This is a genomic window from Novosphingobium sp. PP1Y (assembly GCF_000253255.1).
Taxonomy (GTDB): domain Bacteria; phylum Pseudomonadota; class Alphaproteobacteria; order Sphingomonadales; family Sphingomonadaceae; genus Novosphingobium.
Genome location: NC_015580.1, coordinates 878,157 through 891,544 on the forward strand (window position 1 = coordinate 878,157; position 13,388 = coordinate 891,544).

General features: G+C 64.5%; 14 protein-coding genes. 8 read left to right on the forward strand and 6 right to left on the reverse strand.

Annotation, left to right across the window (positions count from 1 at the left end; translation table 11 throughout):
• Window positions 1-113: 113 nt before the first annotated feature.
• The 7 genes from PP1Y_RS10225 (at window position 114) to PP1Y_RS10255 (ending at window position 5,905) form a co-directional block, all read left to right on the forward strand.
• On the forward strand, window positions 114-1,463 hold the full coding sequence (locus PP1Y_RS10225; RefSeq protein WP_232512606.1) for a mechanosensitive ion channel family protein: 1,350 nt from the start codon (window positions 114-116) through the stop codon (window positions 1,461-1,463).
• 139 nt (window positions 1,464-1,602) lie between these two features.
• Window positions 1,603-2,643, forward strand: a complete 1,041-nt coding sequence (locus PP1Y_RS10230) for a mannose-1-phosphate guanylyltransferase (protein WP_013832162.1) — start codon at window positions 1,603-1,605, stop codon at window positions 2,641-2,643.
• 118 nt (window positions 2,644-2,761) lie between these two features.
• Window positions 2,762-3,514, forward strand: coding sequence for an HAD-IIB family hydrolase (locus PP1Y_RS10235; protein WP_013832163.1), 753 nt, complete (start codon window positions 2,762-2,764; stop codon window positions 3,512-3,514).
• Window positions 3,515-3,571: 57 nt separating this feature from the next.
• On the forward strand, window positions 3,572-4,129 hold the full coding sequence (locus PP1Y_RS10240) for a hypothetical protein (RefSeq protein WP_013832164.1): 558 nt from the start codon (window positions 3,572-3,574) through the stop codon (window positions 4,127-4,129).
• An 83-nt stretch (window positions 4,130-4,212) separates the two neighbouring features.
• Window positions 4,213-4,671 carry a Dps family protein gene (locus PP1Y_RS10245; RefSeq protein WP_007011987.1) on the forward strand — a complete coding sequence of 153 codons (459 nt, stop codon included), beginning with the start codon at window positions 4,213-4,215 and terminating at the stop codon, window positions 4,669-4,671.
• 116 nt (window positions 4,672-4,787) lie between these two features.
• Complete coding sequence (locus PP1Y_RS10250; RefSeq protein WP_013832165.1) at window positions 4,788-5,408, forward strand: 6-phosphogluconolactonase; 621 nt, start codon at window positions 4,788-4,790, stop codon at window positions 5,406-5,408.
• Window positions 5,409-5,467: 59 nt separating this feature from the next.
• Complete coding sequence (locus tag PP1Y_RS10255; protein ID WP_013832166.1) at window positions 5,468-5,905, forward strand: NUDIX domain-containing protein; 438 nt, start codon at window positions 5,468-5,470, stop codon at window positions 5,903-5,905.
• A gap of 43 nt (window positions 5,906-5,948) precedes the next feature.
• Here the strand turns inward: PP1Y_RS10255 and dinB are convergent, their stop codons facing one another.
• Window positions 5,949-7,073, reverse strand: a complete 1,125-nt coding sequence (dinB, locus tag PP1Y_RS10260; RefSeq protein WP_013832167.1) for a DNA polymerase IV — start codon at window positions 7,071-7,073, stop codon at window positions 5,949-5,951.
• A gap of 92 nt (window positions 7,074-7,165) precedes the next feature.
• On the opposite strand from dinB, the gene PP1Y_RS10265 reads away from it, so the two are divergent.
• A complete protein-coding gene (locus PP1Y_RS10265) occupies window positions 7,166-8,428 on the forward strand; it encodes a multidrug effflux MFS transporter (RefSeq protein ID WP_013832168.1) in 1,263 nt (420 codons plus the stop codon).
• A 240-nt stretch (window positions 8,429-8,668) separates the two neighbouring features.
• On the opposite strand, the gene PP1Y_RS10270 is transcribed toward PP1Y_RS10265, so the two are convergent.
• Genes PP1Y_RS10270 through crtY form a run of 5 tightly spaced genes read right to left on the reverse strand, consistent with a single transcriptional unit; the run spans window position 8,669 to window position 13,378 of the window.
• Window positions 8,669-9,622 (reverse strand): phytoene/squalene synthase family protein, encoded by a 954-nt coding sequence (locus PP1Y_RS10270; protein ID WP_013832169.1) that lies wholly within the window; start codon window positions 9,620-9,622, stop codon window positions 8,669-8,671.
• Between the two features lie 37 nt (window positions 9,623-9,659).
• Complete coding sequence (locus tag PP1Y_RS10275) at window positions 9,660-10,241, reverse strand: TIGR00730 family Rossman fold protein (RefSeq protein WP_013832170.1); 582 nt, start codon at window positions 10,239-10,241, stop codon at window positions 9,660-9,662.
• Window position 10,242: 1 nt separating this feature from the next.
• Window positions 10,243-10,680 carry a T6SS immunity protein Tdi1 domain-containing protein gene (locus tag PP1Y_RS10280; RefSeq protein WP_041558753.1) on the reverse strand — a complete coding sequence of 146 codons (438 nt, stop codon included), beginning with the start codon at window positions 10,678-10,680 and terminating at the stop codon, window positions 10,243-10,245.
• Window positions 10,677-12,155, reverse strand: a complete 1,479-nt coding sequence (locus PP1Y_RS10285) for a phytoene desaturase (protein WP_007011979.1) — start codon at window positions 12,153-12,155, stop codon at window positions 10,677-10,679. Before PP1Y_RS10285 ends, PP1Y_RS10280 begins: the two co-directional genes overlap by 4 nt.
• The gene (crtY, locus tag PP1Y_RS10290; protein ID WP_041558754.1) at window positions 12,152-13,378 is read right to left on the reverse strand and encodes a lycopene beta-cyclase CrtY; all 1,227 of its coding nucleotides are present in this window, start codon (window positions 13,376-13,378) and stop codon (window positions 12,152-12,154) included. The genes PP1Y_RS10285 and crtY overlap by 4 nt, the downstream gene beginning before the upstream one ends.
• Window positions 13,379-13,388: the final 10 nt, after the last annotated feature.

The following is a 13,388-nucleotide window of genomic DNA, read 5'->3' on the forward strand; positions in this document are numbered from 1 at the left end:
CTTTGCATCATCTGGCACACAGGCCAACCCCCAGCTCCGCAAAAATGCCGCTTTGCAGCAACGATCGGGTGAAAGGCCGGTTCCCCGGTTGAAATGCCGCGTCGCGGTCGCCATTGTCCGCGCGCTGCGAACCGGCGCTGCCGTTCCGGTTCTTCTATCACTCCATGCCAGAGGCACGCGGGGAGGCACCGATCCAGACGCTCGATTCCATCACTACGTTCTTTGCCGGTCAGCCGGCCGCCTATGCGCTTGTGTCGCTGGCCGGTATCCTGCTGGTCGCCTGGTTCGCCAACTGGCTGGCCAAGAAGCTGGTCGTGCGGCCGGTAACGATGATGATCGCGCGCACCCCGCTGCGCAACGAGGCGAACGACGTGCGCAAGCTCGTCACCCACCTCGCCAACGTGGTGCCGGCGGTCATCCTGCACCAGGGGATTGCCGTGATCGCGGGCCTGCCGCCGCAGGCCGTCGTGCTGGTGCAGGTCCTCTCGCAGGCCTTCATCATCTTTACCCTCGCGCGCGCGCTGTGCGATCTGCTCGAACTGGCCAACGATGCCTATGAACTGAAGCCCGAGGCGGCGAGCCGGCCGATCAAGGGCTATCTGCAGGTCGCGAAGATCCTGATCTATGCCGCCGCCGCGATCCTGATTGTCGCGGCACTGATCGGCCAGTCGCCGCTACTCCTGCTGTCCGGTCTGGGCGCGCTTGCCGCGGTGATCATGTTGATTTTCCGCGACACGATCCTCTCGCTCGTGGCTTCGGTACAGCTGCGCTCCAACGACATGCTGCGCGTGGGCGACTGGATCGAGATGCCGCAGCTCAATGCCGACGGCGACGTGATCGATATCGCGCTGCACACCGTCAAAGTGCAGAACTTCGACAAGACCGTCACGACGATCCCGACGCACAAGCTGATCTCCGATTCCTACCGCAACTGGCGATTCATGCGCGAATGGGGCGGCAGGCGCATCATGCGTTCGCTGCTGATCGACCAGACCACCATCGACTTCCTGAGCCGAGAGCAGTGGGAGGACTTGCGCTGTTTCATGCTGCTTGAGCCCTACATGGCCGCAAAGGACAAGGAGCTGGCCGAGTGGAACGCGCAGAATGCCGTGCGCGAGGGGGAGGACGACCGCCCGGTCAACCGCCGACGTCCGACCAATGTCGGCACCTTTCGCGCCTACATGCTTGCCTACCTCGAAGCGCACCCGCGCATCGCCCGTCGCGGCACGCTGATGGTTCGCCAGCTTGCGCCGACCGAAAAGGGCCTGCCGCTGGAGATCTACTGCTTCACCGATACCGTCGACTGGGGCGAATACGAGAGCATCCAGGGCGATATCTTCGACCATCTTCTTGCAATCCTGCCGCAATTCGGCCTGCGTCTGTTTCAGCATCCCAGCGGGCGCGACCTTGCGGGGTTGGGTGAGCCGTTGCGGGGACGGTTGGCTCCATTGTCGACAGATTAAATGACGCTTGAGTGTGCCGCTGAGTAGTTTACCGGATCTTTCCTTGCGCAAGGCGCAAGTGTAACTCCAATGAACCGGTTGCGCCTGACTGCGACCGGCAATACTCGCGACACACGCTTTTCCGTCATTTCAGAGGCCCATGCCTACAATCGTTCCAGTCATTTTGTGCGGAGGCAGCGGTACGAGGCTGTGGCCGCGCAGCCGTGCCGCCAAGCCCAAGCCGTTCCTGCCCCTGGTAGGCGAACAGACCCTGTTCGAAGCCACCCTCGCGCGATGTCCTGCTGTTGCCGGGTTTGCCGGGCCGATTGTCGTGACTGGAGCCAAACACCTCGATCATGTCGAGGCGCAGCTGGGCGGTCGCGCCGATGCCAAGGTCATCGTCGAGCCGGCGGCGCGTAATACGGCTGCCGCCATCGCGCTGGCCGCCAATCGGTTGCCGGACGACGCGATCATGCTGGTGTGCCCCAGCGACCATCATATCGGCAGGCCGCAGGTCTTTGCCGAAGCAGCGCTCAAGGCCGCGGCGCTGGCGGAAGAGGGCTGGCTGGTCTCCTTCGGGATCGAGGCGACCGCGCCGGAAACCGGCTTCGGCTACCTTAAGCGCGGCGAACCGATCGACGAGAGGGGCTTCAGGACAGCGCAGTTCGTCGAAAAGCCGGATCTGGAAAGGGCCAAGGCCTTCCTGGCCGATGGTGGTTACGCCTGGAATGGAGGCATCTTTGCCTTCCGGGTGGGTGACTTCCTCGCCGAACTGGCGGAGCATCGGCCGCAGATCGCACAGGCAGTGCGCGAATCTGTCGCCCAGGGCCGGGAAGAGGGGGCACGCTTTCATCCCGACGCCGAAACGTTCGCTGCGACGGAAAGCGATTCTGTCGACTATGCGGTGATGGAAAACACCGAGCGGGCGGCCATGGTCCCGGCCGACATGGAGTGGTCGGACATTGGCAACTGGCAGGCCTTGCACGATGCGTTGAACCGTGACGGCAACGGCAACACCGTGCGCGGCGCCGACGCCGAACTGGTCGATTGCCGCAATGTCCTGGTCGACAGCGATGGCCCACGAGTCTCGGTTATCGGGCTCGAGGACGTGATCGTCGTCGTCGATGGCGACGACATCGTGATCACGACGGCCGCAGGCGTGCAGAAAGTCGGCAAGCTTTCGGGCGCGGTCAACCAATAGTCGAGTACTCCCATGGTGCGCTTGCGGACGCGTTCGTGCTGCGCCATGCAGATGAAGTCCTGATCCGGCATGGCGCTTGTTCCCGCCCGTGCGAAGGCCGGACCATGAAAGGTTGATAATGAAGCAAATCGTGGCATTCGATCTCGACGGGACTCTGGCTCTCAGCAAGCAGCCGCTTACCGACGAGATGGCGCAGGCCATGGCCGATCTTCTCGAAGTCGCTCAGGTTGCGGTGATTTCGGGCGGTGACTGGCCGCAATTCGACAAGCAGGTGGCCAGCCGGCTGCCCGGTCATGCCGACCTCTCGCGCCTGTGGATGCTGCCGACGAGCGGTGCCAAGCTCTATGTCCATCGCGAAGGCGGCTGGAACGCCGTCTATGCCGAACTCTTCAGCGACGAGCAGAAGCAGGCCATTCTCGATGCCTTCGACGCCTCGCTCGAAGCGACCGGCTTCGTGCCCGAACAGACCTGGGGGGAGCGGATCGAGGATCGCGGAAGCCAGATCACCTTTTCCGCGCTTGGCCAGCAGGCGCCGCTTGAGGCCAAGGAAGTCTGGGATCCCGATTTCGCCAAGCGCAAGGTGATTCAGGCCGACCTGATCCAGCGCCTGCCCGGCGTTTCGATCAATCTCGGCGGGGCAACATCCGTTGACGTGACCCAGCCCGGTGTCGACAAGGCCTGGGGGCTGCGGCGCCTGTCAGAGCATAGCGGCGTCGAGGAGCGCGACATCCTCTTCATCGGCGATGCCATTTTCCCGGGCGGCAACGACTATCCCGCCAAGGCGATGGGGCTCGACACGATCTGCGTGCGCGATCCGGCCGATACCGCCAATGTCATTGCGGCCATCGTATCCTGCCAGAAGCTGGCCTGACTGCGCTGGAGGCAGTGACCGGTCGATGGCGGCTCCGGCCGTGAACGCGGGGCCCCGATGCCGGCTTTCTACCTGACATTCATCGGCGTACTTCTCGCGGGGTTCGGTGCGCGCGATCAGGTCACGATCGCCGGACTCACGGCGCGGCAGAGGCAGCGTCCGGGCGTGTTGCTGGTCGCTCTGGTTTGCACCGGCTTGACTTCGGCATTGGCGGCATGGGCAGCCCTGAAGATGCTTCCCGTCCTGCCGCCGCCGGCGCGTGCGATCTTTGCCGGGATCGCGATCGGTTGCGCGGGTCTGGAATCGATGATCCTGGCGCCGCGCCGCAAGCCGAAGGAGCCGACCAATTCGCTCGGTGCGCTCGGCCTCGTGCTGGCCGCTGCGCAAGTGACCGACGCGGTTCGGTTCCTGATATTCGGCCTCGCAGTAGGGTTGGGCGCCCCCTTGGCGGCAGGCTCCGGCGGCTTGCTTGGGGGCCTTGTCCTCTCCATTTTTGCATGGGCGGCACCCGGCGTTCTCGATCGACCACTGGCGAAGCGCGGGCGCCGTATCGTCGGTGCCGTTCTGGTGCTGGTCGCCCTGGTGATCTTCCTGAGGGAATTCGGGCTACTGTGATCGGAATATCCGATTGAACCAAGTCTTTTAATGCGCGTCTTGGATTATATATTCGGATCAACATTACAGCACGAGGGATAACCATGACTTCCAAGGACAACGTACAGGCCGCGCTTATCGACAGCCTCAACGGGCTTCTGGCAGACACTTTCGCGCTCTATGTGAAGACCAAGAACTTTCACTGGCATGTGAAGGGCCCTCAGTTTCGTGACCTGCATCTGCTGTTCGACGAACATGCGACGGAAATCTTCGCGCTGACCGACCTTGTGGCGGAGCGCGTGCGCAAGCAGGGCGGAAAGACCCTCACCAGTCCCGATGCGATCTCGGCCAAGACCCGCATCAAGCCTCAGGATTCGACCGACCTCGATGCGATGGCGATGGTCAGGGAACTGCGTGACGACAATCTCGCCTATGTCGAGCGTCTGCGCGAAGTGAAGGCCGCGGCCGGCGAAGCGGGCGACAATGCCACCGACGGCATCGTCGACGACTGGACCGATCAGGCCGAACAGCGCGCCTGGTTCCTGCGCGAAATTCTCGCCTGACGGAGAAATGGCGGGCGGCGATCCGGTTCGCCGCCCCCATCCAGTCCATTTCCGGGACGGGCAAAAGGCCCTTCAACCCCCACGACAAATTGATCGCGCGCTGCTAGAGCGCGTCGATGCCCAAGATCCAGATTATCGAGAACGCCGACGACAAGGCGATTGCCGAATGGTTCGCGCAGCGCCTGCGGGCGGCCCTGTCGCTCACCTCCGACCAGATCGCCGTGACCGTGCCGGGCGGATCGACGCCGTTTCCGATCTTCGACCTGCTGGCGAAGATGAACCTGCCCTGGCACCGCATTGCCGTGTGGCCGGGTGACGACCGTATCGTCGAAGAGGAACATCCCGCCTCGAACGTCGGCAAGATCCGCTCCCGCCTCGAACCGGTCGGGGCGCAGATCGTTCCGTTGACGGAGGACGCACAGCCCCCGCATTTCGCCGTCGCGTGGTTGGGGATGGGCGGTGACGGGCACATTGCCTCGCTCTTTCCGAACACCGATCCGCAGGCCAACGATCGTTATGCGGTGCGGCGCCTGACGCCCGACCCGCTTCCGCCAGAAGCGCCGTTCGATCGCGTGAGCCTGACGATCCCCTCGCTGCTCGACAGCGACGAGATCATGTTCGTCATCCGCGGCGCCGACAAGCGCGCGGTCCTCGACGGCGCGATTCGGGGCGAGCACGATCTTCCGGTCGCCCGCCTGCTGGGTGCTGCCCGCCACAAGGTGACCTGCTTTTGCTGACGGGATTGCCAGCGCCGTTGCACCGCGGGCTGTACCGTCTCGCATATAGGGTGCGGCGCATGATCTGGACCCTCCGGCGGCCGACCGTCGAGGGCGTTCGCGTGCTTGCGTTCGATGCGCGCGGCCATTTGTTGATGCAACGTCACTCTTATGGTCCGGACGACTGGATGTTTCCCGGCGGCGGCTTGGACAGGGGCGAGCATCCCCTTGTCGCCGCCGAAAGAGAGCTTCGCGAGGAGACAGGCTGCAAACTCGACGGTGCGCGTGAGATCCAGACGGTAGTCGAGGACCTGTTTGGCGCCACGAACATTGTCCATGTCGTGATCGGACGAACGGACAGCGTGCCGGTGCCCGACGCTCGTGAGGTCATCGAGGCAGAATTCTTTCCCCTCGATTCGCTGCCCGAGCGCATGACGGACGATCTGCGGCAGGGTCTGCAGCTCTGGATGGAAACGTACAGGCGGGCCTGCGCCGAAGGGACGCCCGCCTCTAAGTAGCTCCGGGGATGAACTGGCGGGGGCCGGACTGGCCCTGACGATCTCAGAGCAACGAGAGTTGTCCGTCCTTCGCGTCCCTTGCGACGGCTTCTTCGCGTTCGAGGGCCGACAGGGTCAGGCCCATCAGCCGGATCGGCTGGGGCAGGGGCATGAGGTCATCCAGCAGGGCATGGCCGATCTGTCCGAATTCTTCCTTGCCCGTCACGAAATGGGAAAGCGACCGGGCGCGGGTGATCGTGCGGAAGTCGGCGTAGCGCAGCTTCAGGGTGATCGTGCGCCCGCGCGTCTCGGCGCGTTCGATGCGGTCCCAGACGATGTCGATGATCGAGTCCATCGTTTCGCGCAGCGCATCTGCCCGGGCAATGTCCTCGAAGAAGGTCCTCTCGCCTCCCACCGACTTGCGTGGGCGATTGGCGCGGACCTGCCGCAGGTCGACACCGCGGGCGGCGCGGTAGAGGTATTCGGCAAAGCTGCCGAAATGCTGGCGCAGGAAGTGGATGTCCTTCCCGCGCAGGTCCGCACCGGTTTCGATGCCCAGTCGCGCCATCTTTTCGGCCCCGCGCGGACCCACGCCGTGGAAGCGGCGCACGGGCAACATGGCCACGAAGGCCGCGCCTTCTCCGGGGCGTATCACGCACAGCCCGTCCGGCTTGTTCTGGTCGCTGGCCAGCTTGGCAAGGAACTTGTTGTAGGAAACTCCGGCGCTGGCGGTCAGCCCGGTTTCGGATTTGATGCGGCGGCGGATTTCCTCGGCAATGCGGGTGGCCGAGCCCAACCCCTTGAGGTCTGCGGTAACATCCAGATAGGCTTCGTCGAGCGAGAGCGGTTCGACATGCGGCGTGTACTCGTGAAATATCGCCCGGATCTGCTGGCTGACGGCGCGATAGACTTCGAAGCGCGGCTTGCGGAAGATCAGGCCGGGGCATTGCCTCGCCGCCCGAGTGGAAGGCATGGCAGAGCGAACGCCGAACTTGCGTGCTTCGTAACTGGCGGCCGCCACGACGCCGCGCCCGGATGAGCCGCCGACTGCGACCGGCTTTCCGCGCAGCTCGGGATCGTCTCGCTGTTCGACGCTGGCATAGAAGGCATCCATATCGACATGGATGATCTTGCGAAGGCCGTCGGCCTCTTCCTCGCCGTCTGCCGATTCTCCATCACGCGGTGACATGGGCATCGATATAGGGCCGATTGCACGCAGGATGCCATCATCTGTTAGAATTTGCTGGCAAGGTGAAAATTCTTGCTGCAATGCGCAATCCTATGTCGACCCCCCAGGCAAAAACGGATTCTGTTCCGAGCTCCGGCGTGGAGTTTGTCATCCTGCTCGCGTCATTCCAGGCGCTGCAGGGGCTTGCGATTGACGTCATGCTGCCGGCGCTCGGGTCGATTTCAGCCGATCTGAAGCTGACCGATCCCAACGATCGCCAGCTCATAGTCGGCGTGTTTCTCATATGCAGCGGGCTGGGTTCTCTGATCCCCGGCTCGCTGGCCGACCGTTTCGGCCGCAAGCCGGTGCTTACCTTTTCCCTGTGCGCCTATGTTCTGGCATCGCTCGCCTGCGCAGTGGCCTCGGACTTCACGCTGCTGTTGGTCGCGCGGGGCCTGATGGGGGGCTTGAGCGCTGCCCTGATGGTCATGCCGATGACGATCATTCGCGACCGCTTCGAAGGCGACCAGATGGCGCGCATGCAGTCGCTGGTGGCAATGACATTCATGGTTATTCCGATGATCGCGCCGATGCTGGGCCAGACGGTCATGCTGTTCGCCGGATGGCGCTGGATCTTCGGTATCATGGCAGTGCTGGGTACGGCCGTGATGATCTGGATGCTGCTGCGCCTGCCCGAGACGCTCGATCCTGAGCACAGGCAGGAAATTCGCCCGGTCGTCATCCTGCGCAACATGGCCTCGGCGCTGACCGTGCGCGAATCGATCGGCTATATCGTCGGGATGGCGCTCGTTCAGTCGGCGCTGTTCGGTTACATCAACAGCGCGCAGCAGTTGGTCGGAGAGCATTTCGGGGCAGGCCTCATGTTCCCGATGATCTTTGGCGGCATGGCGCTGGTCATGGCCGTCGCCAACTTCGCGAATTCGCGCATCGTCGAACGCTACGGCGCACGGCGCGTCTCGCAGTCTGCTCTGATCGCCTACATCGTCGCCGCAGCCGTTCATCTGGGCATAGCGATGAGCGGGTCGGACACCTTGTGGGTCTTCGTGCCGCTGATGACATTCAGTATCTGCATGATGGCGTTCATCAGCGCCAACTTCCAGTCGATCAGCCTGCAGCCTTTCGCTCGTACCGCGGGGGCGGCTTCTTCGATCATGTCTTTCATTCGCCTTCTGGTCGGCGCTTCGCTCGGCGCGCTGATCGGCCAGGCCTATGACGGGACGGCACGGCCGATCTTCGCCTCGATGCTGGTGGCCGGCGCAGTCTCCCTGGCAGCGGTGATCTATTCGGAACGCGGAAAACTGTTCCGCAGGCTCAACTATCCGCCGGGCTACTACCCGCCGGGCAAGCGGCCCTGAACCGCGGCCCGAAACAACTTCTGCAGGTCATCGCACCAGAGGACCACTCGATAGCAACGCGGTTGCTGGTCGGCTTCAGGGCAGGCAAGGTCTTCCTGCAATTGCGAATTGCCCCTTTGCAAATCGCGCTGCGGCCCTTCGGGTTCGTCCTTTACAGAACGCCCTGCGCCTTCAATTGGCGGCACGGGTCGATGGGACGTTTGGGCACATGAATAGCCGAATGCACAGCTGCGGGCGTGGCTAGCGCCGTGCCAGTGCGGCCAGTTCCCTGCGCGAAAGCGCAGGGTTCGCGGCCGGAGCTGGCGTAAGGCACGCTTCACCGAAAGCCTTGAGCAGCATCCCCAGCTTTTCCGGTCGCGTGGTGGTGACCCGGTGGTCCCAGGCATGTGCGCCCAGCGCTTCCACCTTGCGCGCGATGCCGCCGTAGATGTTTGCCGCGGACAACACCGCCCAGCGCTGGCGTAAGGCTAGGCGGGTCGCGCCGACGCGCGCCGATGCCTCGTAGCCGCGGGCCAGCTCGCAGGCCCGTGCCACCATCGGCACGAGGGCATGCCGGTAATGCGGCTTGGTGACTTCGCCGGGCGGAATGTCCGCCTCGGCCAGCCATTCGACCGGCAGGTAGCAGCGCCCGGCGGCATCGTCTTCCCAGACGTCGCGCACGATATTGGCCAGCTGAAAGGCTATCCCCAGGTCGCAGGCCCGGTCCAGCGTGTCGTCGTCATCGGGAGAAACGCCCATTACGGCGGCCATCAGCACGCCGACGGCGCCCGCGACGTGATAGCAGTAGCGCAGCATGTCCGCCTCGCTGCGGGGACGCCATTCGGCCGCGTCGAGCGCGAACCCGGCAATGACGTCCTCGATCATCGCGCGGGTGAGGGGCACTTCGCGCAGGAGCTGGGCCAGCGCGTCGAACGCCATGCTGCCGGTCTGTTCGCCGGCGATGGCCAGTTCGGTCAGGGTCCGGATCGTCGCCAGCCGCGCCTCGGGATCGAGCCGGGAGGCGCCGGGGATGCTTGCGTGACCGTGGTCCTGGTTGTCGGCGATGTCGTCGCAGGCGCGGCACCAGGCGTAGAGCAGCCAGACGCGTTCGCGCGTGGTGCGATCGAACAGGCGACTGGCCGCCGCAAAGCTCTTCGAGCCCTTGCGGATCGACTGGCGCGCCGCCGCGACGAGTTCGCTGCGTGTCGCGGTCATGCCGGGATGGCGGCGCCGTTTTCAGTCGGATCGAGGGTCACAGGGTGTCCGGGTTCATCTTGGTGATCGGCGTGATCGGTTCGTGCGCGTGCATGCGTTCGAGCAGCAGGTCCAGTTCGCCTTCGGCCATGATGATGCCCTGGTGGGCGGGCCGTACGAAGCCGACTTCGGCCATGTGGCGATTGAAGGCGAGCAACCCGTCATAGAAGTCGAAGGCGTTGAGCACGCCCACCGGCTTGCTGTGATAGCCAAGCTGGGCCCAGCTTACCGCTTCCCACAATTCGTCCATCGTGCCCACGCCGCCGGGCAGGATCAGGAAGCCGTCGGAAAGACGGGCGAAGGCGGCCTTGCGTTCATGCATCGTGGCGACCACCTGCAGCTCGGTGCAGTCGTAGTTCGCGACTTCGCCGCTGACGAGCGCCTCGGGGATGACGCCGATGACTTCGCCGCCAGCAGCCAGCGCCGAGGAGGCGATTGCGCCCATCAGGCCAAGCCGGCCGCCGCCATAGACGACGCCGATGCCGCGGCGGGCGAGTTCCGCGCCGACGCTGTGGGCGAGCGCAAGATAGCGCGGATCGGACGGGGAAGCGGAGCCGCAGTAAACGGCAAGGCGTTTCATGTCAGTCGTTGCTCTTCAGCTTGATCGGGGTGTTGTCCGCCATGTTGCGGGTCTGCCACGCCACCTGTCCGGCGAACGAGATCAGCTCGGCGAGCGGCATCACCGTCAGGTTCTCGACGCCGTAGTCTCCGGCGAGCAGCGCATCGGGCGTGAGGGTATAGACTTCCTCGGCTTCCGGCGGGCCCAGGCGTTCCTGCGCGGCCTGCACCAGCTTTTCGGCCTGCCAGACCAGCGAGACTTCGGGGTCGGCCAGGTACTGGCGCGCCTGTTCCTCGCCGCCCAGGCAGATCAGCTCGCGGGTTTCCGGGTCGAGGTAGTGGATCGTGCCCGCGGTGTCCGAAAGCAGCAGGTGACCCATGCGACTGACCGCGATGATCTCGGCGAAGTCGACGCCGGTCCATCCCCAGTCTCCGCGCAGGGCATTCATGACGCGGTTCATCGCAGGTCCTCGATCATCAGTTTTGCCGTTGCCTTGGCAGACCCGACGACGCCGGGAATGCCCGCGCCGGGATGGGTGCCGGCGCCGACGAGGTAGAAGTTCTTGAGCTGGTCGTCGCGGTTGTGGCCGCGGAACCACGCGCTCTGGGTCAGGATCGGCTCGAGGCTGAAGGCGCTGCCGTGGAAGGCGGACAGGTCGGTCTCGAAGTTCTTGGGCGCATAATGGAATTTGGTCACGATGCGGTCGTCGATGTCCGGGATCAGGCGGCGGCCGACCTCGTCGAGGATGCGGCGCTCCAGGATCGGGCCCACTTCGTCCCAGTCGATCGGCAGCTTGCCCATGTGGGCGACCGGGACCAGCGCGTAGAACGTGCTCTTGCCCGCCGGAGCCATCGACGGGTCGGTCACGGTCGGGTGGTGCAGGTAGATCGAGAAATCCCGAGGCAGCACGCCGTGTTCGTAGATGTCGGAGAGGAGTTCGCGGTAACGCGGCCCGAACAGGATGGTGTGGTGCGGAATGCCCGGCCACGTTCCCTCGAGCCCGAAGTGGACGACGAACAGGCTGGGCGAGTAGCGCTTGGTGGCCAGCTTCTTGGCCATGGCCGTGCCGCGCGGCGAATCGGAAAGGAGCTCGCGGTAGGTGTGCATGATGTCGCCATTTGAGGCGACCGCATCGAAGTGCTCCTTCCAGCCGCTTTCGGTGACGACTTCGGTCGCCTGGTCGCCCACGGTAAGGACCTGCACGACCTTGTCGCCCAGCCGCACCTTGCCGCCCAGCCGTTCGAACAGCCGGGTCATGCCCTGTGCCAGCTTGTTGGTGCCGCCCCGCGTCCACCACACGCCGCCGTCCTTCTCCAGCTTGTGGATCAGGGCATAGATGGCCGAAGTGGTCATCGGGTTGCCGCCGACGAGCAGCGTGTGGAACGAAAGCGCCTGACGCAGGCGTTCGTCTTTCACATAGGCCGAAACCATCGAATAGACCGAGCGCCATGCCTGGTAGCGGGCCAGCGCCGGGGCGGCCTTGATCATGCTGGAAAAGTCGAGGAACGCCTCGTGGCCGAGCCTGACGTAGCCTTCCTGATAGACGCCCGCGGCGTAGCGCAGGAATTCCTCGTAGCCGCTCAGGTCATGGGGCGATATACGCGCGATCTCGCGGCGCAGGGCCACTTCGTCGTTCGAGTAGTCGAATACCGTCCCGTCGGTCCAGTTGAGCCGGTAGAACGGCATGACCGGCATCAATTCGACGTCGTCGGCCATGTCGCTGCCCGAAAGGGCCCACAGTTCGCGCAGGCAGTCGGGATCGGTCACGACCGTGGGGCCGGCATCGAAGGTGAAGCCTTCGCGTTCCCAGACGTAGGCGCGCCCGCCTACCTTGTCGCGGCCTTCGACCAGCGTCGTCTCGATCCCCGCGCTCTGGAGGCGGACGGCAAGGGCAAGGCCGCCGAACCCGGCGCCGATGACGCAGGCCTTCTTCATGCTTGCGCTCCGATGCGAGGGGAAAGGTCGGCCAGTTCGCGACCGGCGCCGGCAAGGCTGGCGATCGCGGCGCCGATGGGCACCGGCGGCTTGCCGGCCAGCACGCGGACCATGTCGGCGGGCGTCGAGCGCCCGGCATAGAATCGCTCGATCAGGCTTTCGGGCAGGCCGTAGAAGCGTTCCAGCATTCGCCAGCGCTCATGCGGCCGGGCCGCGCCGAAAAGCATGCGTGTCAACATCCGGTAAAAGCGTCCTTTGCGCCAGTGCTGTGCTGCCCATGCATGACTGACCCTTCCTAGGCGCTGGCCGGAGAGATTGTCGAGTGTCGTAAGATACATGGCGAAGTCTACAGCATGGGGAATGGAATACGAAGTGAGCGGGTGGACAAGGGCGGCGCGGGCGCCGGCACGGGCCAGGCCGGGAGCCGTTCCGCGCTCGTTTTCGCGCCAGAACGCCTCGAAACTTCCCTTTGCGATGACCGGCAGGACGCCGGTTTCCTCGTAGATGACGTTAGCCGTATCCCAGTCATTGGCAGCCGCATAGTCGGCAATGCGCGTGCGGAGCAAGGGCAGGTCGAGGTCCGGGCTGTCCGAATAATATGTGTCCTCGATGAAGACCTCGGTATCGGAAAAGGGCAGGCAGTAGACGAAGCGATAGCCGTCGAGCTGCTCTACCCGCGCGTCCATCACGATCGGTCGGTGCAGTCCGTGCGGACGGCGGAGGCGCAGGCGACGGCCCATGAATTTCTGCCAGCCGCCGGCCAGGTGCGCCATGCCCGAGGCGCCGCGTGCGTCGATGACGGCGCCTGCGGCGATGGTGCGGCCATCTTCCAGTTCGACCGATTCGGGCGCCGCCGTGCGCACGCGTGCGCCGGTGACGATGGCCCCGGCGGGAAGTCTTGCGCGGACCGCGGCATCGAGCTTCTCGCTGGTGATGCTGTTGTACGGCGTGCCCAGATCGCGCGACCGGTTCGGAAAATGGACCGCGTAGCCTTGCCAGGCCGCAGCGATCAGAGGTTCAACGAGGAAGCCGTGTTCGGCGGCTATATCACTGGAAAAGAACGACCAGACGTGATCGCCTCCCAGCCTTTCACCTTGCTCGACCAAAGTCACGCGCAAGTCCGGGCGCCTTGCGGCCATGGCCATGGCGATCAGGCTCCCGGCGAGGCCACCGCCCAGAATTGCCAGATCGCAGTCGTTCGGTGGGCTGGAAGTCTGCTTCATCGATGTCACG

Coding starts and splice junctions, on each gene's coding strand:
- PP1Y_RS10230 (WP_013832162.1), top strand. CDS start 1,603: ATGCCTACAATCGTTCCAGTCATTTTGTGCGGAGGCAGCGGTACGAGG.
- PP1Y_RS10235 (WP_013832163.1), top strand. CDS start 2,762: ATGAAGCAAATCGTGGCATTCGATCTCGACGGGACTCTGGCTCTCAGC.
- PP1Y_RS10240 (WP_013832164.1), top strand. CDS start 3,572: ATGCCGGCTTTCTACCTGACATTCATCGGCGTACTTCTCGCGGGGTTC.
- PP1Y_RS10245 (WP_007011987.1), top strand. CDS start 4,213: ATGACTTCCAAGGACAACGTACAGGCCGCGCTTATCGACAGCCTCAAC.
- PP1Y_RS10250 (WP_013832165.1), top strand. CDS start 4,788: ATGCCCAAGATCCAGATTATCGAGAACGCCGACGACAAGGCGATTGCC.
- PP1Y_RS10255 (WP_013832166.1), top strand. CDS start 5,468: ATGATCTGGACCCTCCGGCGGCCGACCGTCGAGGGCGTTCGCGTGCTT.
- dinB (WP_013832167.1), bottom strand. CDS start 7,073: ATGTCACCGCGTGATGGAGAATCGGCAGACGGCGAGGAAGAGGCCGAC.
- PP1Y_RS10265 (WP_013832168.1), top strand. CDS start 7,166: ATGTCGACCCCCCAGGCAAAAACGGATTCTGTTCCGAGCTCCGGCGTG.
- PP1Y_RS10270 (WP_013832169.1), bottom strand. CDS start 9,622: ATGACCGCGACACGCAGCGAACTCGTCGCGGCGGCGCGCCAGTCGATC.
- PP1Y_RS10275 (WP_013832170.1), bottom strand. CDS start 10,241: ATGAAACGCCTTGCCGTTTACTGCGGCTCCGCTTCCCCGTCCGATCCG.
- PP1Y_RS10280 (WP_041558753.1), bottom strand. CDS start 10,680: ATGAACCGCGTCATGAATGCCCTGCGCGGAGACTGGGGATGGACCGGC.
- PP1Y_RS10285 (WP_007011979.1), bottom strand. CDS start 12,155: ATGAAGAAGGCCTGCGTCATCGGCGCCGGGTTCGGCGGCCTTGCCCTT.
- crtY (WP_041558754.1), bottom strand. CDS start 13,378: ATGAAGCAGACTTCCAGCCCACCGAACGACTGCGATCTGGCAATTCTG.